The following is a 24,321-nucleotide window of genomic DNA, read 5'->3' as shown; positions in this document are numbered from 1 at the left end:
GGGAAATGAAGCCTTTTTTGCGCTGGTGTTTCGTTGCGACAGCACTCACGCTGGCTGGATGCAGTAATTCCGCCTGGCGAAAGAGTGAAGTCCTCGCAGTACCATTGCAACCGACTTTGCAGCAGGAAGTGATTCTGGCACGTATGGAACAAATTCTTGCCAGTCGGGCTTTAACCGATGACGAACGCGCACAGCTTTTATATGAGCGCGGAGTGTTGTATGATAGTCTCGGTCTGAGGGCACTGGCGCGAAATGATTTTTCACAAGCGCTGGCAATCCGACCAGATATGCCTGAAGTATTCAATTACTTAGGTATATATTTAACGCAGGCAGGCAATTTTGATGCTGCCTATGAAGCGTTTGATTCTGTACTTGAGCTTGATCCAACTTACAACTACGCGCACTTAAATCGCGGTATCGCATTGTATTACGGCGGTCGCGACAAGTTAGCGCAAGATGATCTGCTAGCGTTTTATCAAGACGATCCCAATGATCCTTTCCGTAGTCTGTGGCTTTATCTTGCCGAGCAGAAGCTCGATGAGAAGCAGGCTAAAGAAGCGTTGAAGCAACGCTTTGAGAAATCGGATAAAGAGCAATGGGGATGGAACATTGTCGAGTTCTACCTGGGCAACATTAGCGAAGCAACGCTGATGGAACGCCTGAAGGCGGACGCAACGGATAACACCTCGCTCGCTGAGCATCTCAGTGAAACCAACTTCTATTTAGGTAAGTACTACCTAAGTCTGGGGGATTTGGACAACGCTACGGCATTGTTCAAACTGGCGGTGGCTAACAACGTTCATAACTTTGTTGAGCACCGATACGCATTGTTGGAATTATCGCTCCTGGGCCAGGACCAAGATGACCTGGCAGAATCGGACCAGCAATAGCTGACGTACACATCAGCCCGTAATCTTTTTTGATTGCCATCACCTTCACGGGTGAGGGCGTTGTTGTTCGTTAATACACCTACTTTGAGCCGGTTCACACTTTTCAATGAAAATTGCAGATCAATTTCATGATGAGTTATGTAGACTGGCCGCCATTAATTTTGAGGCACACGTACTACATGGCTGAATTCGAAACCACTTTTGCAGATCTGGGCCTGAAGGCTCCTATCCTTGAAGCCCTTAACGATCTGGGTTACGAAAAACCATCTCCAATCCAGGCAGAGTGCATTCCGCATCTGCTGGGCGGCCGCGATGTTCTGGGTATGGCCCAGACAGGTAGCGGCAAAACTGCAGCGTTCTCTTTACCGCTGCTCAACAATCTTGATCCTGAGCTGAAGGCACCTCAGATTCTGGTGCTGGCACCGACCCGCGAACTGGCGGTTCAGGTTGCAGAAGCCATGACGGATTTCTCTAAACACATGCGCGGCGTGAACGTGGTTGCCCTGTACGGCGGCCAGCGTTATGACGTGCAATTACGTGCCCTGCGTCAGGGGCCACAGATCGTCGTCGGTACGCCGGGTCGTCTGCTGGATCACCTGAAGCGCGGTACTCTGGACCTCTCCAAACTGAGCGGTCTGGTACTGGACGAAGCTGACGAAATGCTGCGTATGGGCTTCATCGAAGACGTTGAAACCATCATGGCGCAGATCCCGGAAGGTCATCAGACCGCTCTGTTCTCTGCAACCATGCCGGAAGCGATTCGTCGTATTACCCGCCGCTTTATGAAAGAGCCGCAGGAAGTACGTATTCAGTCCAGCGTTACTACCCGTCCTGACATCAGCCAGAGCTACTGGACTGTGTGGGGCATGCGTAAAAATGAAGCGCTGGTGCGTTTCCTGGAAGCAGAAGACTTTGATGCGGCGATTATTTTCGTACGTACCAAAAATGCGACCCTGGAAGTAGCAGAAGCGCTGGAGCGTAGCGGTTATAGCAGCGCTGCACTGAACGGCGACATGAACCAGTCCCTGCGTGAGCAGACTCTGGAGCGTCTGAAAGATGGCCGTCTGGATATTCTGATTGCAACCGACGTTGCGGCCCGTGGCCTGGACGTTGAGCGTATCAGCCTGGTTGTCAACTACGACATCCCGATGGATTCCGAGTCTTACGTTCACCGTATCGGCCGTACCGGTCGTGCGGGTCGCGCGGGTCGTGCGCTGCTGTTCGTTGAGAACCGCGAGCGTCGTCTGCTGCGTAACATCGAACGCACCATGAAGCTGACTATTCCGGAAGTAGAACTGCCGAACGCAGACCTGCTGGGCAAACGCCGTCTGGAAAAATTCGCCGCTAAAGTACAGCAGCAGCTGGAAAGCAGCGATCTGGATCAGTACCGTGCTCTGCTGGCGAAAATGCAGCCGGAAGAAGAGCTGGATATCGAAACGCTGGCAGCTGCACTGCTGAAAATGGCTCAGGGCGAACGTCCTCTGATCCTGCCGCCAGATGCGCCGATGCGTCCGAAACGCGAATTCCGCGACCGTGATGACCGTGGTCCGCGTGACCGTAACGATCGTGGCCCTCGTGACCGTAATGACCGTGGTGGTGAAGACCGTCCGCGTCGTGAACGTCGTGACGTTGGTGACATGCAGCTGTACCGCATTGAAGTGGGCCGTGATGACGGTGTTGAAGTTCGTCATATCGTTGGTGCGATTGCTAACGAAGGTGATATCAGCAGCCGTTACATCGGTAACATCAAGCTGTTTGCTTCCCACTCCACCATCGAACTGCCGAAAGGTATGCCGGGCGACGTGCTGCAGCACTTTACCCGTACTCGCATCCTGAACAAGCCGATGAACATGCAGCTGGTTGGCGATGCAGTTCCGCACACCGGTGGTGAGCGTCGTGGCGGTGGTCGTTTCAGCGGTGAGCGTCGTGAAGGCGGTCGCGGTGAAGGTCGTAACTTTAGCGGCGAACGTCGTGAAGGCGGTCGTGGCGATGGTCGTCGTTTCAGCGGCGAACGTCGTGAAGGCAACCGTGGTCCGCGTCGTGACGATTCTTCTGCTCCGCGTCGTGATGACTCTGCTGGTCGTCGTCGTTTCGGCGGTGATGCATAAGCCTTTTAGCTTTATAGCTGTAAAGTAAAATATACGGCCCCGATCTCAACAATCGGGGCTTTTTTTATTTCAATTGTACTCGTGTACTGGTACAGTGCAGCACATTGAGATGTAGTCACAATATAAATGACTGGAGAGATGGCTAAATGGCGACACTAACCACCACCCAAACGTCACCTTCGCTGCTCGGCGGCGTGGTGATCATCGGCGGCACCATTATTGGCGCGGGGATGTTTTCTCTGCCAGTGGTCATGTCCGGGGCGTGGTTCTTCTGGTCAATGGCGGCGCTGATCTTTACCTGGTTCTGCATGCTGCACTCCGGGCTGATGATCCTTGAAGCTAACCTCAATTACCGCATTGGCTCCAGCTTCGACACCATTACCAAAGATCTGCTGGGCAAAGGCTGGAACGTGGTGAACGGCATCTCGATTGCTTTCGTTCTCTATATTCTGACCTACGCGTATATCTCGGCGAGCGGTTCGATCCTGCATCACACCTTCTCCGAGATGTCGTTGAACGTTCCGGCGCGTGCGGCAGGTCTTGGCTTTGCGTTGCTGGTGGCGTTTGTGGTGTGGTTAAGTACCAAAGCGGTGAGCCGCATGACGGCGATTGTGCTGGGCGCAAAGGTGATTACCTTTTTCCTGACCTTCGGCAGCTTATTGGGACACGTTCAGCCCACAACGTTGTTTAACGTGGCGGAAAGCAATGCTTCGTATACGCCGTACCTGCTGATGACGCTGCCGTTCTGTCTGGCCTCATTCGGCTATCACGGCAACGTCCCGAGCCTGATGAAGTACTACGGCAAAGATCCGAAGACCATCGTTAAGTGTCTGGTGTACGGCACGCTGCTGGCGCTGGTGCTGTATACCGTGTGGTTGCTGGGGACGATGGGTAACATTCCGCGTCCGGAGTTTATCGGTATTGCGCAGCAGGGCGGTAACATTGATGTGCTGGTACAGGCGCTGAGCGGTGTACTAAACAGCCGCAGTCTGGATCTGCTGCTGGTGGTGTTCTCCAACTTTGCGGTGGCGAGTTCATTCCTCGGCGTTACGCTCGGTCTGTTTGACTATCTGGCGGATCTGTTTGGCTTTGATGACTCGGCAATGGGACGTTTCAAAACGGCATTGCTGACGTTTGTCCCGCCAATTATCGGTGGCTTGCTATGGCCGAACGGTTTCCTGTACGCCATTGGCTATGCAGGACTCGCGGCAACCATCTGGGCCGCCATTGTTCCGGCGCTGCTGGCACGTAAATCCCGCGAGCGTTTCGGTAGCCCGAAATTCCGTGTCTGGGGCGGCAAGCCGATGATTGCGCTGATCCTGGTATTCGGTATCGGCAACGCGGTTATCCATATTCTCTCGAGCGTGAATCTGTTGCCTGTTTATCAGTAACTTTGTTGTGCCGGATGGCGGCTGCGCCTTATCCGGCCTACAGGGTCAAGTAGGCCCGGTAAGCGAAGCGCCACCGGGCAAAACAACGCACTACCCCAATAATTCCTGCTTCACATCCATCGCCAAATCAAACGAATGTAGACGTGCCTGATGATCAAAAATCTGGCCGTTAACCATAATCTCATCAGCCTGGGTTTCACGCAAAATGGCGTCGAGACCATGCCGCACTTTTGCCTTATCACCGACCAGCGACATGCTCAGCGCCTGTTGTACGCCGTACTGCTCAGAAGCGGACCACAGCTGATGCATATTCTCTACCGGCGGCGGTAGCTGGCCGGTTTCGCCACGACGCAGCTTCACAAATGCCTGCTGCATGGAGGTGAAAAGATACTCGGCGTCGCGATTGCTGTCGGCGGCAATAATGTTGATGCACACCATCGCATACGGTTTTGCCAGCCGCGCTGAGGGTTTGAATTGGGTGCGATACAGATGCAGCGCCTGATGCAGCATATCCGGGGCAAAGTGCGAGGCGAAGGCAAACGGCAGACCAAGCTGGGCCGCCAGTTGTGCACTGTACAGGCTGGAGCCTAATAACCAGACCGGGATCTGCTCGCCGTAGCCGGGAACCGGGCGTACATGGGGATTAGGATCGCGGGCGTCGAACCAGTCCACCAGTTCAGCGACGTCGCGTGGGAAGTTATCGATATCACCGCTCATATGGCGGCGCAGTGCGCGCATGGTTGGTTGATCGCTACCCGGTGCGCGACCAAGCCCGAGATCGATTCGTCCCGGATATAGCGTGTTCAGGGTACCGAACTGCTCGGCGATCACCAGCGGCGAATGGTTAGGCAGCATCACGCCGCCAGACCCGAGATGCAGCGTAGTGGTATTGGCAGCCAGATAACCAATCAGCACTGAGGTAGCTGCGCTGGCGATGCCGGTCATGTTGTGATGTTCCGCCAGCCAATAGCGGTGGTAGCCGCGCTTTTCAGCCAGTTGAGCGAGATCAAGCGAGTGTGTGAAGGCCTCTTTTGCCGAGGATCCTTCAGGGATCGGCGCCAGATCCAGCACCGAGAACGGAATAGTTTTGTCAGTCATAACGGCTCACTTTGTTACCGGTTAATCTTTTAATACTGCATTAAAGATTAGCGAATGTTGTTAACAAAGTGAGCTTTATACGGCGGGCACCGAATATAACATGCCCGATGGCGCTGCGCTCATCGGGCCTACGGGATCGCTATTTGTAGGCCCGATAAGGCATTTATGCCGCATCCGGCTAGGCCTGCAGCTCCAGTCCAGCCAGTCGCTTCCAGTAGCCGTTACAGTCACTGTGGGCGGCAAGCGGTAATGGGGCACTGCCATTTTCATTGGCGCGGAAGGCGTCGAGCATGGCGAATGTTTCAGTGCCTGAAGGGGACAGACGCACAATATCAACCAGCCCCTGCATCGATGTCAGTTCGTTGCCGAGGTTGTAAACATAACCGCTCATGGTCTGGATCCCGTTGAGGACAAAGACCTGCTGATTCTCCTGCGACAGCACATCGCGCCCGTTCGGGTATTTGATGCAGCAGGTTTCACACTCGTCTTTTGGACGGTCTTCAGAGCGTGCGGTAAAGCAGCGGGCAGAGTACGCCAGCGGCAGATGCCCGTAGCTCAGCACCTCAACTTCAAACTGATTGCGAATACCCAGCTCATCACACTGGTTGAGCAAGTTTGCCAGCCAGTCGCGGGAAAGCTCTACCGGCATACACCAGCGCACCATGCCTTGTTTGAGCAGAATACGCAGGGTAACCGCGTTGTAGCAGTTGAGCGCATGCCCAGCGACAAACGGCAGCTTATGCTCGGCGCACATGTTTACTACGCCGAGATCGCTGGCTTCCAGCAGGAAGTCACCGTTTTCGACATAGCGCTTCAGCTCTCCCAGTTCAGAAGAGGCCTGTACCAGCGCCAGTGTTGACAGCACAACCTGTTTACCGCTGCCAGCGAGCGATTTCGCCATATCGAGCCAGTCGCCCACTTTGGTGGCGCGGCGTTTACTGCATACCGCTTCGCCAAGATAGATAACGTCGGCCTGGCTTACGGCAGCCTGCTGATAAAAATCTTCCAGCGTTTCTTTCGGCCAGTACCACAGCACCGGCCCTAAGGAATATTTCATTGCTTCTCTCACTGCCATTTACGGTGATACGCGCCAAGCGTGGTCTGCGTGCCTTCGGACATAGAACCGAGCGTTTCCATCCACGCGGCCTGCGGGACGTAGTTTTGCGGGTCGGCCATACAGCGGTCGATCGCCTGACGCCACACTTTCGCCACCTGGCTGACATAGGCCGGACTACGCTGACGACCTTCGATTTTCACCGAGGCAATATTGGCTGCCAGTAGTTCCGGCAGCAGCTCCAGCGTGTTCAGGCTGGTGGGTTCTTCCAGCGCATGATAACGCTCGCCGTCCACCAGATAGCGGCCTTTGCATAGCGTCGGATAGCCGGCGTTTTCCCCGTCCTGATAGCGGTCGATCAGCACTTCATTAAGACGGGATTCCAGCCCTTGTTGGGTCTGTTGCCAGCGGACAAAACGGGCAGGTGAGCAGGCACCAACCGTGTTTGGCGATTCACCCGTCAGATAGGACGAAAGATAGCAACGGCCTTCCGCCATAATGCACAGGCTACCGAAGGCGAACACTTCCAGGGGAACAGGTGTGATGCGAGCAAGCTGTTTCACCTGATGAATAGACAGCACGCGCGGCAGCACCACGCGGGCGACGTCAAAGTTGCGATGATAGAAATTAATTGCCTCTTCATTGGTTGCAGATGCCTGAACAGAGACATGGCGCTCAATATGCGGGTAGCGCTCTGCGGCATACTCAAGCATGGCGAGGTCGGCAAGGATCAGCGCGTCTGCACCCAGTTGCGCTGCCATATCAACGGCACGTTGCCAGCGCGCGTAACCATCCGGGTGCGCAAAGGTGTTAATCGCAATGTGCAGCTTACGGCGGTGCTGATGGACAAAACTCACCGCTTCCTGCAATTTTTTCTCGGTAAAATTAAGGCCGGCGAAATGACGGGCGTTGGTATCATCTTTCAGCCCGATGTAGACAGCATCAGCGCCGTTCTCGATGGCCGCCTTAAGCGCCGGTAGGTTTCCGGCAGGGCAGAGCAGCTCCATAATTTATCCTGAACGTTGCGCCGTGATGGGCGCAGAAATGTTAACGAATGGGGATTTTAGTTAACCTTGCTGAGACAATTTTTGATTTGAGGCAGTTAAAGTCGTATTGGTGACACCAATAAAGAGGTAACAATTTCGCATCGAATTGTTGATTTATGCCGCTATGTCGTTTATTTGATATGGCAAAATAGCAGGACTATTGAAACAGGGAGTAAAGCTCGTGTTGGATAAACTGCGTTCACGCTTAGTACAATTTGGTCCTTCTCTGATGAGTGTACCAGTTAAACTGACGCCCTTTGCGCTGAAGCGCCAGGTTCTGGAGCAGGTCCTGAGCTGGCAGTTTAGTCAGGCGCTGGCCGATGGGGAGCTGGAGTTTCTCGAAGGTCGCTGGCTGAGCATTCATGTGCGTGACATTGACCTCAAATGGTATACCTCTGTTGAGAACGATAAACTTATCGTCAGCCAGAATGCAGATGCGGATGTGAGTTTTAGCGCCGATGCCAGCGATCTGCTGATGATCGTGGCCCGCAAGCAGGATCCGGATACGCTTTTCTTCCAGCGTCGTCTGGTGATTGAAGGTGATACAGAATTAGGGCTATACGTAAAAAATCTGATGGATGCCATCGAACTGGAGCAGATGCCTAAAGCGTTGCGCGTCATGCTGATGCAGTTGGCGGATTTTGTTGAGGCGGGGATGAAAACGTCGCCAGAAACCAAACAGACCTCGGTAGGTGAGCCATGCTGATTCGAGTTGAAATTCCCATTGATGCCCCTGGTATTGATGCGCTGCTGCGCCGTTCATTTGAGAGCGATGCGGAAGCGAAATTAGTGCACGACCTGCGTGAAGATGGTTTCTTAACGCTGGGTCTGGTTGCTACCGATGACGAAGGTCAGGTAGTGGGTTACGTCGCGTTCAGCCCAGTCGATGTTCAGGGTGAAGATCTGCAATGGGTCGGCATGGCGCCGCTCGCGGTGGATGAAAACTACCGGGGGCAGGGCCTGGCGCGTCAGCTGGTCTATGAAGGACTCGATTCACTGAACGAGTTTGGCTACGCCGCGGTGGTTACGCTGGGGGATCCGGCCCTGTACAGCCGCTTTGGCTTTGAGCTGGCAGCCCATCATGACCTGCGTTGCCGCTGGCCGGGCACCGAAAGCGCGTTCCAGGTTCATCGCCTGGCGGACGATGCGCTGGATGGCGTGACGGGTCTTGTGGAATACCACGACCACTTCAATCGCTTTTAAGCTTCCGGGGTTTGCAGGCTGCTTAATAGCGCCTCAAACCCTTCGCCTTCGACAAGGCGCTCTTTCTGCCGCTTGGTGAGCTGTTTAACGCGATACTCTATGCGCAGGGCCAGCGAACGGTCGCCGACCTGCGCCGCAAATGCCAACGTGAGTTCCCCCTTTCCGCGTAGCGCCTTCGCGCCTTTCCCATTTTGATGCTGCTTATAGCGGCGCTGCACATCGGTGGTTATTCCGGTGTATAAGGCGTTGTCTGCGGTACGGATCAGGTACAGATACCAGGGTGTCATTGTTACCATCGACGTGATAATTTTCAGGCCTACAGTATAAAAGAGAACAGAAATGGAAACACTGACTGCGGTGTCTCGCTGGCTGGCAAAACAGCACGTCGTGACCTGGTGCGTACACCATGAAGGTGAATTATGGTGCGCCAATGCGTTTTACCTGTTTGATGCGCAGAAGATGGTGTTCTATGTGCTGACCGAAGAGAAAACGCGGCATGCACAGATGTCCGGACCACGCGCGCCGATTGCCGGTACAGTAAACGGTCAGCCTAAAACCGTCGCCCTGATTCGTGGCGTACAGTTTAAAGGGGAAATCCGGCGTCTTGAAGGGCAGGAGAGCGAAGACGCGCGTAAAGTCTACAACCGTCGTTTCCCCGTTGCCAGAATGCTGCCAGCGCCCGTATGGGAGATTCGACTGGATGAAGTTAAATTTACGGACAACACGCTGGGCTTCGGTAAAAAGATGCACTGGCTGCGTGATCTATAGTTAGAAGAGTGATTGAAGACCCTGGGAAGATAAGCGATGAGTCAGGTGTTAATAACGGGAGCCACGGGGCTGGTGGGCGGACATTTGCTGCGTATGCTGCTCAATGAACCGCGGGTCAATGCCATCACGGCACCAACGCGTCGACCGCTGGCAGATACGGTTGGTATCTATAACCCCCATGATCCGCAGCTAACCGATGCTTTGGCACAGGTCACCGATCCGGTCGATATTGTCTTTTGTTGTTTGGGGACTACCCGGCGTGAAGCCGGCAGCAAAGAGGCGTTTATCCATGCTGACTACACGCTGGTGGTAGATACGGCCCTGACGGGACGTAGGTTAGGCGCCCAGCATATGCTGGTGGTGAGTTCGATGGGCGCCAATGCGAATTCACCGTTTTTTTATAATCGGGTGAAAGGTGAAATGGAGCAGGCGCTGATCGCGCAGGATTGGCCACGGCTGACGATTGTCCGGCCTTCAATGCTACTGGGGGATAGGGACAAACAGCGGACGAATGAGATGTTTTTAGCGCCGTTGTTCAGGCTGCTACCGGGTAACTGGAAGTCGATTGAAGCGCGCGATGTTGCGCGGGCAATGCTGGCAGAAGCGTTGGCACCTGGGCATGAAGGGGTTTCGATCCTGACCTCTTCCGAGCTACGCGAAAGGGCTAAATAAAAAAATGCCGAATGGCGCTGACGCTTATCCGGCCTACAAACGATTACGTTCTGTAGGCCGGATAAGATGCCATCTACAGGCGTGTTACTTAATAAACGTAAAGGCTGTCGTGACGCGTTTCACGCCGCTTACCCGGCTGGCGATATCCGCCGCTGCCTTCGCTTCACGCTCGGTCACCAGACCTAACAGGAACACTTCTCCGTTCTCAGTCGTTACTTTCACATTAGAGGATTTCACCTGATCGCTGGTAAGTAACTGGGAACGTACTTTGGTGGTTATCCAGGTATCGTTGGACGCATCGCCCAGACCGATTGGCTGGCCCTGACGGATCTCATTAAAGACCTCAGTCGTACCTTCTACGCCCATCGCAATCTGTTTTGCACGTGCAGACAGTTCGCTATTCGGCGACTGGCCGACCAGCAGCACTTTACCCTGATATGCGCTCACGTTGATTCGCGCTTCTTTCTTGATCTGGGCATCTTTCGACAACGCCGTATTGACGCGTAATTCCAGGGTACTGTCATCAACCTGGGTGCCGACACTACGAGGATCCGTCGCGGCTTTAGTCCCGACAGCTGCAGTTCCAACAACGGCGGCAGCGACACAGCCTTGCAGCAGCAGTGCAGCGATAATCACAGCAAGCGGCGAAAATGCCTTCATGTGTACTCCTTAATCATCCTGGTGAGGGAAAAGCGTGTTATCGATAAGATCGCAAAGGCAGTTGACCGTCAGCATGTGCATTTCCTGAACGCGGGCGCTGTGGTGTGAGGGTATACGGATTTCAACATCCTGTGGCCCCAGTAATCCGGCCAGTTCCCCTCCGTCATACCCGGTCAGCGCGACGATTGTCATGTCGCGTGTCACGGCGGCTTCAACGGCTTTTACGATATCGCGGCTATTACCACGCGTAGAGATTGCCAGCAGAACATCACCTGCATGTCCCAGCGCACGGACTTGTTTTGCATAAACTTCGTCGTGCAGGCGATCGTTGGCAATCGCAGTTAAGACCACATTATCAGTGTTTAGTGCAATCGCAGGTAAACTTGGGCGTTCTGTTTCAAAACGATTGATCATGCTGGCAGCAAAATGCTGTGCGTTGGCAGCGGACGTCCCATTACCACAACAGAGAATTTTGTTGCCATTGAGCAGGGACTGAACCAGCGTCATGGCGGCACGGGAGATTGCATCCGGAAGTGCTTCAGCCGCAGCTATCTGAGTTTGAATGCTTTCTGTAAAGCAGACTTTAATTCTATCTAACACGCTAATCCTTAAGAACCAGGCTCTGAATCTTCAACTATGAGCGGTCGTTGAACGCGTCCTTAAACCACTCAACATCATTTCCGGTGAAGGCTAACACATCGAACCGGCAATCCACAGTATCAAAACTCCCATTATGGCGCGCAAGCCACAAGCGGGCGGTCTGTAATAATTTGTGTTGTTTGCTCCGGGTCACACTCGCCGCCGCACCGCCGAACTGTGCTGAGCGTCGGTAGCGAACCTCAACAAATACGGTGGTGTTGCCTTCACGCATTATCAGGTCGATTTCGCCACCACGTTCACGCACGTTGGCGGCGATAAAATGCAGTCCCTTGCTCAGCAGCCAGTCACGCGCGGTGGATTCCCACGCGTCACCGGTCTGTTTACTCGTTAACTGGCGGGGACGACTTGTCCTTGCTGGTATTTGAGCCATGATAACTTCCTGTTAATCACACAATCCTGCGTTGCGGTTAAGGCCCCGGTATTACCGTTAATTTCGAAACCCTGCACCTGACGCATTTGCGAGAAGTGGTTGGCAAGCGACCAGGCATCGACACCCATGGCATACATACGCGCCAGCGAGTAGTCGTTACGAACCGCGCCAAGCGCCTGCTGCATAAGAGGCACATTAGCGCCTGCCAGCATCGGAATTTCGCTGTACTGCAAGCCTTCCATCTCCAGACGGAAATCCGGGCCGGCAGTGCCCTGCGCACTACGAGAGCTGGCGTACAGCGTTGCTCCGCTCTGGCTGCCGTTGCGCATGGCGATCATCGGCTTAATAAATGCAATTTCTTCCGGCGTCGCCAGAATATACACGGCATCAACACGACCGCTGCCGCCGGTGATTTGCGCATCGGTAGGTGCTGCCGGGATGGTCAGACCGCCAATCGTTACGCCGGGTTGGGCTGGCACAGAGGAGGCCACAGGGCTGCCTGTCAGGGAAATCCCTGAGCCGCCGTTGACACCCATTTTAAGTTCAGCGGTGGAGCCGAACTTCTGCTGCAATACCACGCCGCCACCCAGTTTTTGCCATTCCTGTGCAAAGGCGTTGGCAACGCGATCGCCTAATGAACTCCGTGGAATCAACAACAGCGGCGTCTGTTTTCCTTGATCGCGGATGTGGCGCGCGGCGTCGCGCGCTTCATCTTCTGGCGACAGGGCGAAGTAGCAGACATTCGGCAGATTTTTCACCGACTCCGGCTGGTTAAGCGCCAGGACGTTCAATGGCGTGTTGCTTTTCATCAGCTCTTCAACATTGTTCTTCAACAGTGGGCCAACCACGATGCTGGCGCCATCCTGCTGAACCTGAGTCAGGATCTGGTTCAGCGGCTGTGATGAAGTGTCGTAGATTTTCAGCTCAGCGGATGGATTCGCCGGTGCGCTGGCTGTTGTTGGCTGAGCGGGTGCTGTGGGCTGCACAGCAGGTGTTTCTGGTTGAGCCGGCGTCTCGTTGGTCAGATCGCTTACTGACGCCTGAGACGGGCTGGCAACGCCGTCAGTCGTTTGCGGCTGTTCTGTGGTGGTCGCGGCAGCTGGAACTGCGGCAGGTGCGACAGCAACAGGGGCTGCGACAGGTTGAGTGCCCATGTTTTTCGCAGCTTCAAAGCCTTGCTGAATAGTCCGGCCAAATACAGCGGCCTGACCGTTCAGTGGTAACAGCAGGGCGATTTTGCTGGTGGAGGCGGGCTTAAAGCTCTGCACGTTAACCAACTGTGTTGGTAACAGTTTTGCCCCTGGGTTTTGCGGATAACGTTTCTGCCAGTCCGCAATACCGGCTTTCATCATGTCCGGATCGTTACGGTTATCGAACCAGACGCGCTGGAGATCCAGCCAGCCTTGCAGCACGTTTTCATCAGCATTGATGACCAGCGCCTGCGCTTGCTCCTGGGTCATGGACGACAGCGCCTGCCAGGTGGCGTCCATATTTTTCTGCTTAGCATTCGCGGCCAGCAGCGGTTCCTGGGCGATCAGGGCGCGCAGCAGCGTCAGAGATGGACGACCCTGGTTGACGTCGATTTGCGCCTGCCAGTAGCGTGCCTGTTGGTTTTGATCAAAATCGGCGGGAGTTAACTTATCCAGCAGGGCCTGTGCGCCAGCGACATCTTTCTGCGCGAGCTTAATCTCGACGGCCAGCAGTGACTGCTCACGCTGCTGGGTATCGCTTAGCTTCTGCGGTAGCTGGTTAAACAGTTCGATAGCCTGCTGGCTCTTGCCTTCTTTCAGCAGTGCACGAATGGCGAGTAATTGCCAGTTGGTCTTGCTATCATCAGAGCTTTGCTGCATTTGTTGCAGATAAAAGCCGGAATCAGCCTGCGCAGTGCCCTGCATATGGGCTGCACTCTGGTCTGGCGCCTGGGTGCCACAGCCTGCGAAAATCAGTGCTGCCAGAATGACTGGTAGCGCGCGTGCGGCTTTCAAACGAGAAAATGTTGAGGGTACCATACTGTATCCAGTGATATTTTTTTACTCAATGCTCAATATTAAATCGGCAATACGGACGACACAATGAAACAACACGAATCGGCGGATAATTCTCAAGGCCAACTCTTTATTGTACCTACTCCTATAGGAAATTTGGCTGATATTACCCAACGAGCGCTCGAGGTTTTACAAGCCGTTGATTTGATTGCCGCTGAAGACACTCGTCATACAGGATTATTGTTACAACACTTCGCGATTAACGCGCGTCTGTTCGCGCTACATGACCACAACGAGCAGCAAAAGGCCGAAACGCTGGTCGCGAAGCTCAAAGAAGGACAAAACATTGCGCTGGTTTCCGATGCCGGAACGCCGCTGATTAACGATCCTGGCTACCATCTGGTGCGTACCTGTCGCGAAGCGGGGATCCGCGTTGTTCCCCTGCCAGGTCCTTGTGCGGCGATTGCTGCCCTGAGCGCTGCAGGTCTGCCTTCAGACCGTTTTTGCTATGAAGGATTTCTGCCTGCCAAATCGAAAGGGCGTCGTGATGCGATGAAAGCCATTGAGGCCGAACCGCGTACGCTTATTTTTTATGAATCTACCCACCGCTTGCTGGATAGCCTGGAAGACATGGTTGCCGTCTGGGGCGAATCCCGTTACGTGGTGTTGGCGCGCGAGCTGACCAAAACCTGGGAAACTATTCACGGTGCACCGGTTGGCGAACTGCTGGCGTGGGTCAAGGAAGATGAAAACCGTCGTAAGGGCGAAATGGTGCTGATTGTCGAAGGGCATAAAGCGCAAGAAGATGACCTCCCGGCTGATGCGCTGCGTACGCTGGCGTTGTTACAAAAAGAGCTGCCGCTGAAGAAAGCGGCGGCGCTGGCAGCGGAAATCCACGGCGTGAAAAAGAATGCGCTGTATAAGTACGCGCTGGAACAGCAGGGAGAGTAACAGTGAGCACCTACCAACCACCTTTCGTGGTCACCCCATTGATCCTCAACCAGGTTATTGAAATTGGTGAGTTGATGGGGCATTGGGCTGCGATGGCAGGTAGGGCATCTCCTCTTTTGCGTAAAGAGAATCGTATTCGCACGATTCAGGCCTCTTTAGCGATTGAGCATAATTCGTTGACGACGGAACAAGTCACCGCGCTGATGGAGGGCAAACGTATTCTGGCGCCTGCTAAAGACATACAGGAAGTTAGAAATGCGATTCTGGCCTATGAAAAAATGTCGGAATGGAAAAGTGGAAAATTATCCGACCTTTTACAGGCACATCGGGTTCTTATGCTCGGTCTGGTCGATAATCCAGGCCAGTTACGTACCGGAAATGTTGGTGTTTACAGGGAAAAACAGCTTATTCACATGGCTCCACCAGCCTCACAAATTTTACGTTTGATGAATGATTTACTGGGCTGGTTAAAAACGACAGAGCTCCACCCACTGATTGCTGGTGCCGTTTTCCATTATGAGTTTGAATTTATTCATCCTTTTGCCGATGGTAATGGGCGGATGGGACGGCTGTGGCAGACATTAATCCTTCGTGAGTGGCGATCGGAATTGGCGTGGTTACCAGTAGAGACACTGATCCACTACCAACAGGACCGCTATTATCAGGTGTTAGGGCTTTGCGATCGGCAAAGTAGCTGCACGCCATTCATAGAATTTATCCTGGAAAACATCATCTCTGCTTTGCAGGAGGGATTGGGAAAACCATCAGCCCTGTCGGAAGAAATGTCGGAAGAAATGTCGGCTGATTTACTGGATATAGAAAAACGCATTCTACAAATATTGTCGAATCAGCCGAGCAGATCCGCCAAAAGCATCGCTAATGAGTGTGAAATCTCAGCCCGGACCGTAGAACGCTATCTGAAAGCGTTGCAGCTAAAAGGTAAACTGCAACGCGTTGGCGCGACAAAAGGGGGCATGTGGCGGGTAATTTAAACGACCAGCAGTTCAACGCCTGTTTTGGCCAGCGCTGATTTATCCTGTTTGCTGATACTGTCGTCGGTTATTACGCAGTTAATCTTTTCCATTGGCAGCACCTGATTAAAACCACGTCGATTAAATTTTGTCGCGTCCAGTACGGCAATGACCTTATGTGCTGCCGCTGCCATCACGCTACTAATCGAATAACCTTCGTTGAAGGTCGTAATACCGTTAGTAGCATCAATCCCGTCAGCGCCCACGAACATCAGGTCAGCGCTTATTCCTTGTAGGGAACGTTCAGCGATAGTGCCATGCATTGAATGCGTTTTGTGGCGCACAGTGCCGCCGCAGACGACCAGCGTAATGTCTTTGTTTTCCGATAACGTGAACGCGGCAGGCAGGCTATTGGTAATAACGGTGATATTACTTTTTCGGTTTAGCGCTTCAGCAATCAATAAGGTGGTGCTTCCGCTATCCAGAATTACGGTCATTCCTTCCTCAACCATTGCCGTTGCGGCTTGGGCAATCCGTTTTTTGGGATCGCTGGCAAGCTGATACCGATCTTCTAATAACACTTCCTGATTGTCACCTTCAGCCAGATGGCTTCCTGGTTTTGCCGCACCGCCGTGAAAACGGGTGACCAGACCCTTCTCTTCTAATAACCGTAGGTCGGCGCGAATGGTTACTTCAGAAATACCAAAGGTATTCGAAAGGTCCATTACCAGTACGCTGCCTTGCGTGTTAATCAGGTCGACAATTTTATTCCTTCTCTCAAATGAGTTCATATTGATTTGCCTGATAATTTAATTATCACTAGTTTAATCGAAGGATTGCGAAAGGTGAACGCTAAATTTCGAAAGTAAATGTGAGCCAGCGCAGGTTGCTGGCTCATGGGTTCAGGATAGTTTGAGTAGAATTTTTCCTTGCATCGGCGCGCCGTGGAGTGACTTGACGGCGCTGGCAAAGCTTTCGGCATTTCCAGTGTGAGCAATTAATGGCTCAAGCTGTAAGCGTTTTTCCGTCAATAAACGGGCAGCGGTTTCCCACTCTTCTCCAGGCCATGGGCTGGAATAGTTCATCCAACTGCCAAGAATGGTTAATTCTTTACGTAATATTTGCCCAAAGACACCTGAAGCAAGTGTCAGATCGTGATGCAACGTGCCGACTAACGCTAGTTGAGCACGAGGGCCTGCAATCTCAATCGATAGCGTCACAGTTTGCGGGGTTCCCGCTGTTTCCAGCACGAGTTGGTCAAACTGAGTATTCTCCAGGCCCGCGAGGATCTCAGCCGCACTCATCTCCCGACTATTAAACACATGGGTTGCCCCCAGTTCTTTTGCTAATGCCAGCTTTTGCGGGTTGATATCAATCGCCGTGATACTTTTTGCACCGAGTTCACGGGCACATTGCATTGCCAGCAAACCGATAGTACCAGCACCAACGATAATCACATTTTTGCCTTCGCATCCCTGAGCCAGATGAAAAGCATGCAGACCGACGGTAATCGGTTCAATGAATGCGCCATCATCAATCGGCATATCTGAAGGCAGGCGGAACAGGTTGGCGCGTTTTACAACCACATATTCCGCGTTGCCGCCTTCGCTTCGTGAACCGACAAACTGATATTGCTTACATAACGAGAAGTATCCGCGCTCGCACTGAGGGCAGTGAAAGCAAGGGAGTAGTGGTACGCAGGCAACGGCATCTCCGGGTTGGAGGTCGGTTACGCCTGTGCCGTAGGACTCAACATAACCACTGAACTCATGTCCAAGCGTTATCGGATAATAGTGAGCGCCATGATTAAAGATACGAGGAATGTCCGAGCCGCAAAGTCCTGAACTGACCACTTTGACCAGTACATCTTCATCAGTTTGCAGTTGCGGAATGGGGCGTTCTTCAACGCGTACGTCGCCCTCAGCGTGAATGACCACTGATTTCATAAGTGTCTCCAGAAATGTGAAGGGGAGCAAATGCTCCCCAGAAATTAAGATGCGGTCTGGCTTTCCGTTATGGCTGCCGCTTTTTCAGCCGCCACGAAATTACGTGCCCGACGCCAGGTCAGCAGTACACCCAACAGGTAAATCGCAGCGATAATGATGAAGCCCACCACGTTCTGCCAGGTAAAGAGCTGAATCAACAGCCAGGTGATTGGGGAGCCGCCCTGGTCCATTGATGCAACCATGCCACCGGCTTTCAGTGCGCCTGCATTGGCGGCTAGCTGGGTATGTAGACCAATAGTTTGCGTGGCTATCCACAGGGTGATACCCATGATGATGACGCCGGAGATCAGCGTACGGAACAAGTTCCCCTGATGAACGGCTACCGCCATGGCGACAAAGAAACCAATGGTCGCGAGATCGCCGAATGGCAGTACCTGATTACCTGGTACCAGGACGGCAATCAGAATGGTCAGCGGAATAAAGATCAGGCTGGCGGAAACCACCGACGTATGGCCGAGCAGTAGTGCAGGATCCAGACCGATTAGGAACTCCTGTCCGCCAAATTTCGCCTGCAGGCGTTTACGGGCATGTTTCGCAATGGGAGTTAAACCATCCATAATAGGTTTAATAACGCGAGGCATGAGCAACATAACGGCGGCCGTTTTCACCGCTAGTTGTAGAACTGCTTTGACGTCATATCCTGCCAGCATGCCGATCACTAAACCCATCACAAAACCGACGGTTACAGGTTCGCCGAAGGGTCCGAAGCGTTTTTGGACATCATCCGCGCTGAAATGAATGCGGTTCAGTCCGGGAATTTTTTCAATGATCGTATCAACCAGGACAGCTATCGGGCCCAGGTATGCCGAGGAACCGTGTGGAATGGCAATGCCTTCCAGGCCAAAAAAGTCGCGCGTGTCTTTGGCAAACCAGTCACCCAGTTTATAGACGAATGCGGCATGAACAACCACGCCGAGAATGCCCAGCCAGTATGACCCAGTCGCCAGATGCAACATGGCACCGGTAAACGTCATATGCCAGATATTCCAGATATCGACGTTCACCACACGGGTCATGCGGGTAACCAGCATCAGGATATTCACTCCAATGGCGACTGGAATCGCAATTAACGCAATTTGCGAAGCCCAGGTCATTGGTGATGAGCCAGGCCAACCGACATCGATGACATGCAGGTTGATTTGAAATTGTTCTGCCATTGCTTTTGCGGCAGGGCCAATAGAGTCCAGCATCAGGCCGATCACCAGACCGATACCGACGAAGCCAATCCCGATATGCAAACCTGATTTAAAACAATCCCCGAGCTTCATTCCCAGCAATTTTGAGAAGATGATGATCACTAACGGCAGCATAACCGTTGGACCTAAGTCGAGGATATAACGCATTATTTCGCTAAACATGGCGTTACCCCACGAGGATAGTCAGTATTTTTTGCTGTAATGCTTCGATACCCACACCTGAAACAAAAGGCATGCCGTGGACCACTGGGATATCGCCAAACGTACGGTCAACGCGGGCGGTGGTACAGATAAGATCCGCTCCATCCATATAGGTTTCGATTTCTGTTACCCGACATTGAACCAGGTCGAGTTGGATATTGTTGGCTTCACAGAGTTCTTTAATTTCTTCCGCTGCCATTGTTGAGGTTGCTACAGCACCGCCACAAGCTACAATTACTTTACGTTTCATAGGGTATTCCTTTTATTATCAGTTTCTTATCAAGCCTGAGCGCAAAGCTCAGACTCAAGGATTTTTTCGCGAAAGAGCATGGCCAGTTCTGCATCGGGCGCATCCAGCAATGCTTCAATGGTGTTCGGGTTTTGTAGCTCACTAAATAAACGACGCAGGAGCTTCAGTTGCGCCGTCGGGTTCTCAACGATTAAGGCGATTATTAAAGAGACGGCTATCTCTTCGTCATCATCCGCTTGTTGAAAGTTGACCGGTGTATCCGGGCGAATCAGATAGATAGCAGGAGACTTAGCATGAACAGCTTCACAATGCGGAATCGCAACGGCATGACGTTCCAGCGCTATTCCGGTTGGAAAAGTGGCTTCACGCTCGATCAGGGCCTGCGGATAGCTTTCATGGACGACCCCTTTGGCCAGCATCTCCTCCCCAATATGCGTCAGCGCATGCTGACACGAGCTAAAGTTAATTCCTGTTCGGACAAAAAGTTGGCTCATATATTCTCCAGATTTTAGGCAATTGCTGGTTCGCAACCAAAGCGATAGGCGCGCAGAACGTCCTGAATTTTGTCGATAATCAGATTATGTGGTGTGGCGGTTAACGTCCCTTCAGTCAGGCGCTCAAATTGCACGGGCATAAACTGGCTAATGAGCCCCAGTGGTAAAGCGACGTCATTAAGGTTGGTAATTAATTTCTCTACACTTTGGCGAATGCGGGGATGCGGCCAGTAGTAACGAATGCGGTCGGAGAGGCTGAAGTGAATATCAACCATCGCCTGACTCCAGGTTGGGCGATAGTATTTTTTCCAGTAGTCCGGTTCATTCAGCATAACTTCGTCAATCACTTCCATTACCCGGCTTCGCTGTTCAGGCGATACCAGCTCATTTTCCATTTGCGCCAGGGCAAAAATCGCTTCACGCAGGGCAAAGGTGAGTGCTGGACCTACTTTCAATATTGCGTAGTGATCGCGTACCAGCGCACGGTATGCCTGGCGGGTTTGATAATCTGTTGAATGCGCTTCGTAGACCATAGGGGTCTCTTTTATCCAGGCGGAAAGCGCTTTTGCAGCTTGTGGTTGATAGTGAATGATTTGAGTGTGGTCGAACTCGACGCCGGGCTGGACCACAATGGCGATGACACGAGTTAACGCTTCTTCAAGTCCTAATGCACGGAAGGCAACCTGATGGGTTTCCAGCGTCCGGGCGGCATCTTCTTCGCGCGTGACATGAACGGTACCAATGGTGCTGGCTTCTCCACCTGGTACGGGAACTTCTGTACCAATAACGTACGTCAGTTGGCGTTTCTGTTCTTCGGTTGCAGTTGATTCCGCAGCCTGGCAAAGTACGGCTGCTCGCTGGGCAACAACCATTGGGTCCAGTGGTGTCGGGTCGTCAGCGCATGACATTGAAGCGTCAAGGTGGATTTTGCTGAACCCTGCGGCAACGTAAGCCTTAATTAAGGCAACGGATTTCTCCATCGCTTCTGCCGCTGCTTCATTTTGCCAGCAGTTAGGGCCGAGGTGATCGCCACCCAAGATCAGTCTTTCGCGAGGGAAACCAATCTCTTGTGCGATGCCATAGACAAAGTCTCGGAAATCGGCGGGTTTCATCCCGGTATAACCACCAAACTGATTAACCTGGTTAGAGGTTGCTTCGATCAGAACTTTCGTGTTCGTATTGAGATCAAAACGTAATGCGGATTCAATGACCAGCGGATGGGCTGAACAAACAGAACAAATACCTATATGCTCACCTGCTTTATGACGAGAGATTATTTCTTTCACTTCTATCTCCGATATCTTTTGTTTATCTTCATAATGTTTTTGGATTGAAGGCAAAGGGTAAAAGCGGCTTTCGTGATCCAGCTTTAAAACAGACCTTTGTCAGAATCCGTACAAATCAAATGAATCAATAAGTTACAGTTTTCCTTCACAACCGCAGTCAGCAATGACTTTACGCACTACCTCTTTCATGGCGGCTTTCGCAGGCATCATGTAATGCCGTGGGTCGTTTGCATCGGTATGTGCGCTCAGGTAAGTTTTGAGTGCGCCAGAAAAGGCGATTTTAAGTTCGGTCGCGACGTTCACTTTGCAGACCCCTAAGGAGATTGCGCGCTTAATATCATGTGTAGGCAGGCCAGATGCGCCATGTAAAACCAGTGGGATATCAACGTGCTGACGAATCTCGGCTAGTCGCTCGAAATCCAGTTTAGGTTCAGCGTTATACAGACCATGAGCTGTGCCAATCGCGACAGCCAGTGAGTCGATACCCGTTTTTTCCAGGAACTCCCGAGCCTGTTCTGGGTGGGTATATAGCGCGTCTTTTCCGTCCACGATCAGGTCATCTTCCTGTCCGCCTAACCGTCCCAGCTCAGCTTCAACGCTAACGTCATAGCGGTGGCAGTAATTAGTTACGTGTTTAACTAAGGCAATGTTGTCGGCAAATGGCAGATGAGAACCATCAATCATGACAGAGCGAATACCTGTAGCGACTTTCGCTTCAATATCGGTGGTGCTTTCATGGTGATCGAGATGGATGGCGAGAGGATGGTTCCAGCTTCCTGCCAGTGCACTGGCGATTGCAACGATGTTACCGACCCCGGCATAACTAAAAGTGCCAGGTGTGCCGGCGACGATCAATGGAGAACGTAGTTCGGCTGCTGTTTCCACGACGACCTGTAAGGTCTCCAGATTGTGGATGTTAAATGCTGGTACGGCATAGCCTTCTTGCTGCGCCTTCTTCAGCATCATTTTGCTTGAGATGATAAACATACTTCCTCCGAAGTCTTTCGATTTCTTTCTTCGAAATAAAGTATAGGGTTTCGTAACGTTTTTTTGTGATTTTGATCTGATAAATGAAAGTTTCGAAAGAAAGGGGAGGGTTGCGAAAGGTTGTGGCGAAAAAAAAGCATGCCCGAAGGCATGCTCATTAAGAAAATACGGTAGATAATCAGGTCACTGGCGCCGGGTTAAACACCGCCAGCTGGTTATGCAGTCCCCACTGGTCCGAGAAGGTTTTCTTACGCCCGCTGGCGACGTCGAGAATAAATTCGAACAGTTTCAGACCCACATCTTCAATGGTTTCTTCTCCGGTGGCGATGGTGCCCGCGTTAATGTCCATCAGGTCAAACCAACGGTTGGCCAGCTCGGTGCGTGTCGCCATTTTAATCACCGGCACGGCCATCAGACCATACGGCGTACCGCGACCGGTGGTGAACACCTGCACGGTGATCCCGGAAGCGACCTGCTGTGTACCGCAAACAAAATCACTGGCGGGGGTTGCAGCGTAAATCAGGCCACGTTTGGTTGGACGCTGACCCGGCGACAATACTTCGACAATCGCGCTCTTGCCAGACTTGGCAATCGAACCCAGCGCCTTTTCCACCACGTTTGCCAGACCGCCTTTCTTGTTGCCCGGAGAAGGGTTGGCGCTGCGATCCGTTTTGCCCATATCAAGGTAGTTATCGTACCAGGCCATCTCTTCGAGCAGGCGTTTACCTACTTCTTCGTTAATCGCACGTGGGGTCAGAAGGTGGATGGCATCGCGCACTTCGGTTACTTCAGAGAACATTACGGTCGCGCCGCAGCGTACTAACAGGTCGGAGGCATAACCCACCGCCGGGTTGGCCGTCACGCCGGAGAACGCATCGCTACCGCCGCACTGCATGCCTACCACCAGTTCTGAAGCCGGGCAGGTTTCACGTTGGCGCTGATTGAGTTTTGCCAGATGACGTTCGGCCACCTGCAGAATATCGGTGACCATCGATTGAAAGCCGACGTGCTTTTCATCCTGCAGGCTGACGATACTGGCGCTGTCGACCGGAATACTTTTCACATCGTGCGTGCCTTCCAGCAGCCGCTCTGGCTGCAGTTTTTCGCAACCGAGGCCGATGACCATCACTTCACCGCCAAAATTCGGGTTAAGCGCAATATTGTGAATGGTACGAATCGGCACGATGGCGGCTGGAGCATTGATCGCCACGCCGCAGCCGTACAGATGATTGAGCCCCACCACACCGTCAACGTTCGGGTATTTAGGCAGCAGATCGCGCTCAATGATTTTCACCACATAGTCCACCACTCCCGCTACGCAGTGCACGCTGGTGGAGATACCGAGTAGATTTTTGGTACCTACGCTACCGTCAGCATTGCGGTAACCTTCGAAGGTATAGCCCTCTAGTGGTGGCAGCGGCTCTGGCACTTTAGTTGCCAGCGGCAGCGTCTCCAGCGGCGGGGCTTTGGGCAGCTCAACCATTGATTCATCAATCCAGCTGCCGCGTGGGATATCGCGAACGGCATAGCCTATCACTTCGCCATAACGCACGATTTCGCCATGAACAGGAATATCCAATAGCGCCACTTTATGACCCTGGGGAATATGTTCAATGAGTTCCAGTCCGTCCGGAAAACGCGTTCCGGCTTTCAGACCATTGTCATTGACAATTATCGCCACATTATCTGTTTCGTGAACTTTAATATAAAACGCCGTTGGCGATTCTTGTCTGATTTCGATGTCGGCCATTGTCCAGTATTCTCCAACAAGGTGGTGATAATAGTGTGGATATTTATATTTTGAATCTAATTTTAAGTAATAAAGATTCGGTATCGTGAAATAAGAATGTCAGGAGTTTAACGTGAAGAATGTGACGATGATCACTTAAACTCAGCAAGGCCGGGTCACCAGTGGTAGCAATACGTAAATGTGTGCATTAGCGCCCATGCTTGTGTGCATATGCCCAAAACATTAATTTAATAACGTGTATTTAATGAGCACTTGCACAATGATTAACGTTGTGCTGATGATTATACTAAATCACGGTTTCATAACGTCTGATAAATTATTATC

At 52.5% G+C, this 24,321-nt stretch carries 26 protein-coding genes; 10 read left to right on the top strand and 16 right to left on the bottom strand.

The window, feature by feature from the left end; genetic code table 11:
* Positions 1 to 5: 5 nt before the first annotated feature.
* The 4 genes from nlpI to mtr all read left to right on the top strand — a co-directional run bounded on the left by nlpI (position 6) and on the right by mtr (position 4,389).
* Positions 6 to 890 carry a lipoprotein NlpI gene (nlpI, locus tag OGY33_RS14815; RefSeq protein ID WP_003024982.1) on the top strand — a complete coding sequence of 295 codons (885 nt, stop codon included), beginning with the start codon at positions 6 to 8 and terminating at the stop codon, positions 888 to 890.
* A 106-nt stretch (positions 891 to 996) separates the two neighbouring features.
* Positions 997 to 1,077, top strand: coding sequence for a protein YrbN (yrbN, locus tag OGY33_RS14810; protein ID WP_010723222.1), 81 nt, complete (start codon positions 997 to 999; stop codon positions 1,075 to 1,077).
* Entirely contained in the window at positions 1,070 to 2,998 is a 1,929-nt protein-coding gene (locus OGY33_RS14805; protein WP_003828643.1) for a DEAD/DEAH family ATP-dependent RNA helicase, read from the top strand. Before yrbN ends, OGY33_RS14805 begins: the two co-directional genes overlap by 8 nt.
* 146 nt (positions 2,999 to 3,144) lie before the next feature.
* Entirely contained in the window at positions 3,145 to 4,389 is a 1,245-nt protein-coding gene (mtr, locus tag OGY33_RS14800; RefSeq protein ID WP_003828642.1) for a tryptophan permease, read from the top strand.
* Positions 4,390 to 4,479: 90 nt separating this feature from the next.
* Here the strand turns inward: mtr and OGY33_RS14795 are convergent, their stop codons facing one another.
* From OGY33_RS14795 to ubiU, 3 genes are all read right to left on the bottom strand, one after another.
* Complete coding sequence (locus OGY33_RS14795; protein ID WP_191238084.1) at positions 4,480 to 5,487, bottom strand: luciferase-like monooxygenase; 1,008 nt, start codon at positions 5,485 to 5,487, stop codon at positions 4,480 to 4,482.
* 178 nt (positions 5,488 to 5,665) lie between these two features.
* On the bottom strand, positions 5,666 to 6,544 hold the full coding sequence (locus OGY33_RS14790; RefSeq protein WP_416335917.1) for a U32 family peptidase: 879 nt from the start codon (positions 6,542 to 6,544) through the stop codon (positions 5,666 to 5,668).
* A gap of 8 nt (positions 6,545 to 6,552) precedes the next feature.
* Positions 6,553 to 7,548 (bottom strand): ubiquinone anaerobic biosynthesis protein UbiU, encoded by a 996-nt coding sequence (ubiU, locus tag OGY33_RS14785; protein ID WP_191238086.1) that lies wholly within the window; start codon positions 7,546 to 7,548, stop codon positions 6,553 to 6,555.
* A gap of 220 nt (positions 7,549 to 7,768) precedes the next feature.
* Here ubiU and ubiT point away from each other — a divergent pair, with 220 nt between their 5' ends.
* Positions 7,769 to 8,293, top strand: coding sequence for a ubiquinone anaerobic biosynthesis accessory factor UbiT (gene ubiT, locus OGY33_RS14780; RefSeq protein ID WP_003828637.1), 525 nt, complete (start codon positions 7,769 to 7,771; stop codon positions 8,291 to 8,293).
* The gene (locus OGY33_RS14775) at positions 8,287 to 8,790 is read left to right on the top strand and encodes a GNAT family N-acetyltransferase (protein ID WP_008785907.1); all 504 of its coding nucleotides are present in this window, start codon (positions 8,287 to 8,289) and stop codon (positions 8,788 to 8,790) included. Before ubiT ends, OGY33_RS14775 begins: the two co-directional genes overlap by 7 nt.
* Here the strand turns inward: OGY33_RS14775 and OGY33_RS14770 are convergent.
* On the bottom strand, positions 8,787 to 9,077 hold the full coding sequence (locus tag OGY33_RS14770; protein WP_048236838.1) for a GIY-YIG nuclease family protein: 291 nt from the start codon (positions 9,075 to 9,077) through the stop codon (positions 8,787 to 8,789). The genes OGY33_RS14775 and OGY33_RS14770 overlap by 4 nt on opposite strands.
* Before the next feature lie 52 nt (positions 9,078 to 9,129).
* Between OGY33_RS14770 and OGY33_RS14765 the strand changes: the two genes are divergently transcribed.
* Both OGY33_RS14765 and OGY33_RS14760 read left to right on the top strand, forming a co-directional pair.
* Complete coding sequence (locus OGY33_RS14765) at positions 9,130 to 9,558, top strand: YhbP family protein (RefSeq protein ID WP_149607307.1); 429 nt, start codon at positions 9,130 to 9,132, stop codon at positions 9,556 to 9,558.
* Positions 9,559 to 9,594: 36 nt separating this feature from the next.
* Positions 9,595 to 10,230, top strand: a complete 636-nt coding sequence (locus OGY33_RS14760) for an NAD(P)H-binding protein (RefSeq protein WP_149607308.1) — start codon at positions 9,595 to 9,597, stop codon at positions 10,228 to 10,230.
* An 84-nt stretch (positions 10,231 to 10,314) separates the two neighbouring features.
* Here the strand turns inward: OGY33_RS14760 and dolP are convergent, their stop codons facing one another.
* From dolP to OGY33_RS14740, 4 genes are read right to left on the bottom strand one after another with little or no spacing between them, the layout of a single operon-like run.
* On the bottom strand, positions 10,315 to 10,890 hold the full coding sequence (dolP, locus tag OGY33_RS14755; protein WP_008785904.1) for a division/outer membrane stress-associated lipid-binding lipoprotein: 576 nt from the start codon (positions 10,888 to 10,890) through the stop codon (positions 10,315 to 10,317).
* A gap of 9 nt (positions 10,891 to 10,899) precedes the next feature.
* Positions 10,900 to 11,490 (bottom strand): DnaA initiator-associating protein DiaA, encoded by a 591-nt coding sequence (diaA, locus tag OGY33_RS14750; RefSeq protein ID WP_003024948.1) that lies wholly within the window; start codon positions 11,488 to 11,490, stop codon positions 10,900 to 10,902.
* A gap of 34 nt (positions 11,491 to 11,524) precedes the next feature.
* On the bottom strand, positions 11,525 to 11,920 hold the full coding sequence (locus tag OGY33_RS14745) for a YraN family protein (RefSeq protein WP_003828625.1): 396 nt from the start codon (positions 11,918 to 11,920) through the stop codon (positions 11,525 to 11,527).
* On the bottom strand, positions 11,878 to 13,929 hold the full coding sequence (locus OGY33_RS14740; RefSeq protein WP_191238087.1) for a penicillin-binding protein activator: 2,052 nt from the start codon (positions 13,927 to 13,929) through the stop codon (positions 11,878 to 11,880). The genes OGY33_RS14745 and OGY33_RS14740 overlap by 43 nt, the downstream gene beginning before the upstream one ends.
* 63 nt (positions 13,930 to 13,992) lie before the next feature.
* Between OGY33_RS14740 and rsmI the strand changes: the two genes are divergently transcribed.
* On the top strand, positions 13,993 to 14,856 hold the full coding sequence (gene rsmI, locus OGY33_RS14735) for a 16S rRNA (cytidine(1402)-2'-O)-methyltransferase (protein WP_191238088.1): 864 nt from the start codon (positions 13,993 to 13,995) through the stop codon (positions 14,854 to 14,856).
* Between the two features lie 2 nt (positions 14,857 to 14,858).
* Positions 14,859 to 15,848: a Fic family protein gene (locus tag OGY33_RS14730; RefSeq protein ID WP_286571832.1), complete on the top strand. Its 990-nt coding sequence runs from the start codon at positions 14,859 to 14,861 to the stop codon at positions 15,846 to 15,848.
* On the opposite strand, the gene OGY33_RS14725 is transcribed toward OGY33_RS14730, so the two are convergent.
* The 8 genes from OGY33_RS14725 to garD form a co-directional block, all read right to left on the bottom strand.
* Positions 15,845 to 16,618, bottom strand: coding sequence for a DeoR/GlpR family DNA-binding transcription regulator (locus OGY33_RS14725; RefSeq protein WP_003828620.1), 774 nt, complete (start codon positions 16,616 to 16,618; stop codon positions 15,845 to 15,847). The genes OGY33_RS14730 and OGY33_RS14725 overlap by 4 nt on opposite strands.
* A gap of 111 nt (positions 16,619 to 16,729) precedes the next feature.
* Positions 16,730 to 17,773, bottom strand: coding sequence for a galactitol-1-phosphate 5-dehydrogenase (gene gatD, locus OGY33_RS14720; protein ID WP_149607311.1), 1,044 nt, complete (start codon positions 17,771 to 17,773; stop codon positions 16,730 to 16,732).
* A 44-nt stretch (positions 17,774 to 17,817) separates the two neighbouring features.
* Positions 17,818 to 19,191, bottom strand: coding sequence for a galactitol-specific PTS transporter subunit IIC (locus OGY33_RS14715; RefSeq protein WP_003828618.1), 1,374 nt, complete (start codon positions 19,189 to 19,191; stop codon positions 17,818 to 17,820).
* A gap of 4 nt (positions 19,192 to 19,195) precedes the next feature.
* Entirely contained in the window at positions 19,196 to 19,480 is a 285-nt protein-coding gene (gatB, locus tag OGY33_RS14710) for a PTS galactitol transporter subunit IIB (protein WP_003828616.1), read from the bottom strand.
* A gap of 29 nt (positions 19,481 to 19,509) precedes the next feature.
* Entirely contained in the window at positions 19,510 to 19,974 is a 465-nt protein-coding gene (gene gatA / locus OGY33_RS14705; RefSeq protein ID WP_191238090.1) for a PTS galactitol transporter subunit IIA, read from the bottom strand.
* A 14-nt stretch (positions 19,975 to 19,988) separates the two neighbouring features.
* The gene (gene gatZ / locus OGY33_RS14700) at positions 19,989 to 21,260 is read right to left on the bottom strand and encodes a tagatose-bisphosphate aldolase subunit GatZ (protein ID WP_191238091.1); all 1,272 of its coding nucleotides are present in this window, start codon (positions 21,258 to 21,260) and stop codon (positions 19,989 to 19,991) included.
* Positions 21,261 to 21,392: 132 nt separating this feature from the next.
* Positions 21,393 to 22,247, bottom strand: a complete 855-nt coding sequence (locus OGY33_RS14695; protein WP_191238092.1) for a tagatose bisphosphate family class II aldolase — start codon at positions 22,245 to 22,247, stop codon at positions 21,393 to 21,395.
* 178 nt (positions 22,248 to 22,425) lie between these two features.
* Positions 22,426 to 23,997, bottom strand: a complete 1,572-nt coding sequence (garD, locus tag OGY33_RS14690) for a galactarate dehydratase (RefSeq protein ID WP_057067637.1) — start codon at positions 23,995 to 23,997, stop codon at positions 22,426 to 22,428.
* Positions 23,998 to 24,321 lie beyond the last annotated feature (324 nt).

The sequence above is a fragment of the Citrobacter sp. Cpo032 genome, from assembly GCF_030332975.1.
Classification (GTDB): Bacteria; Pseudomonadota; Gammaproteobacteria; order Enterobacterales; family Enterobacteriaceae; genus Citrobacter; species Citrobacter portucalensis.
Note: the sequence above shows the minus strand (reverse complement) of the source record. Positions and strands in the feature narration are given on the sequence as shown.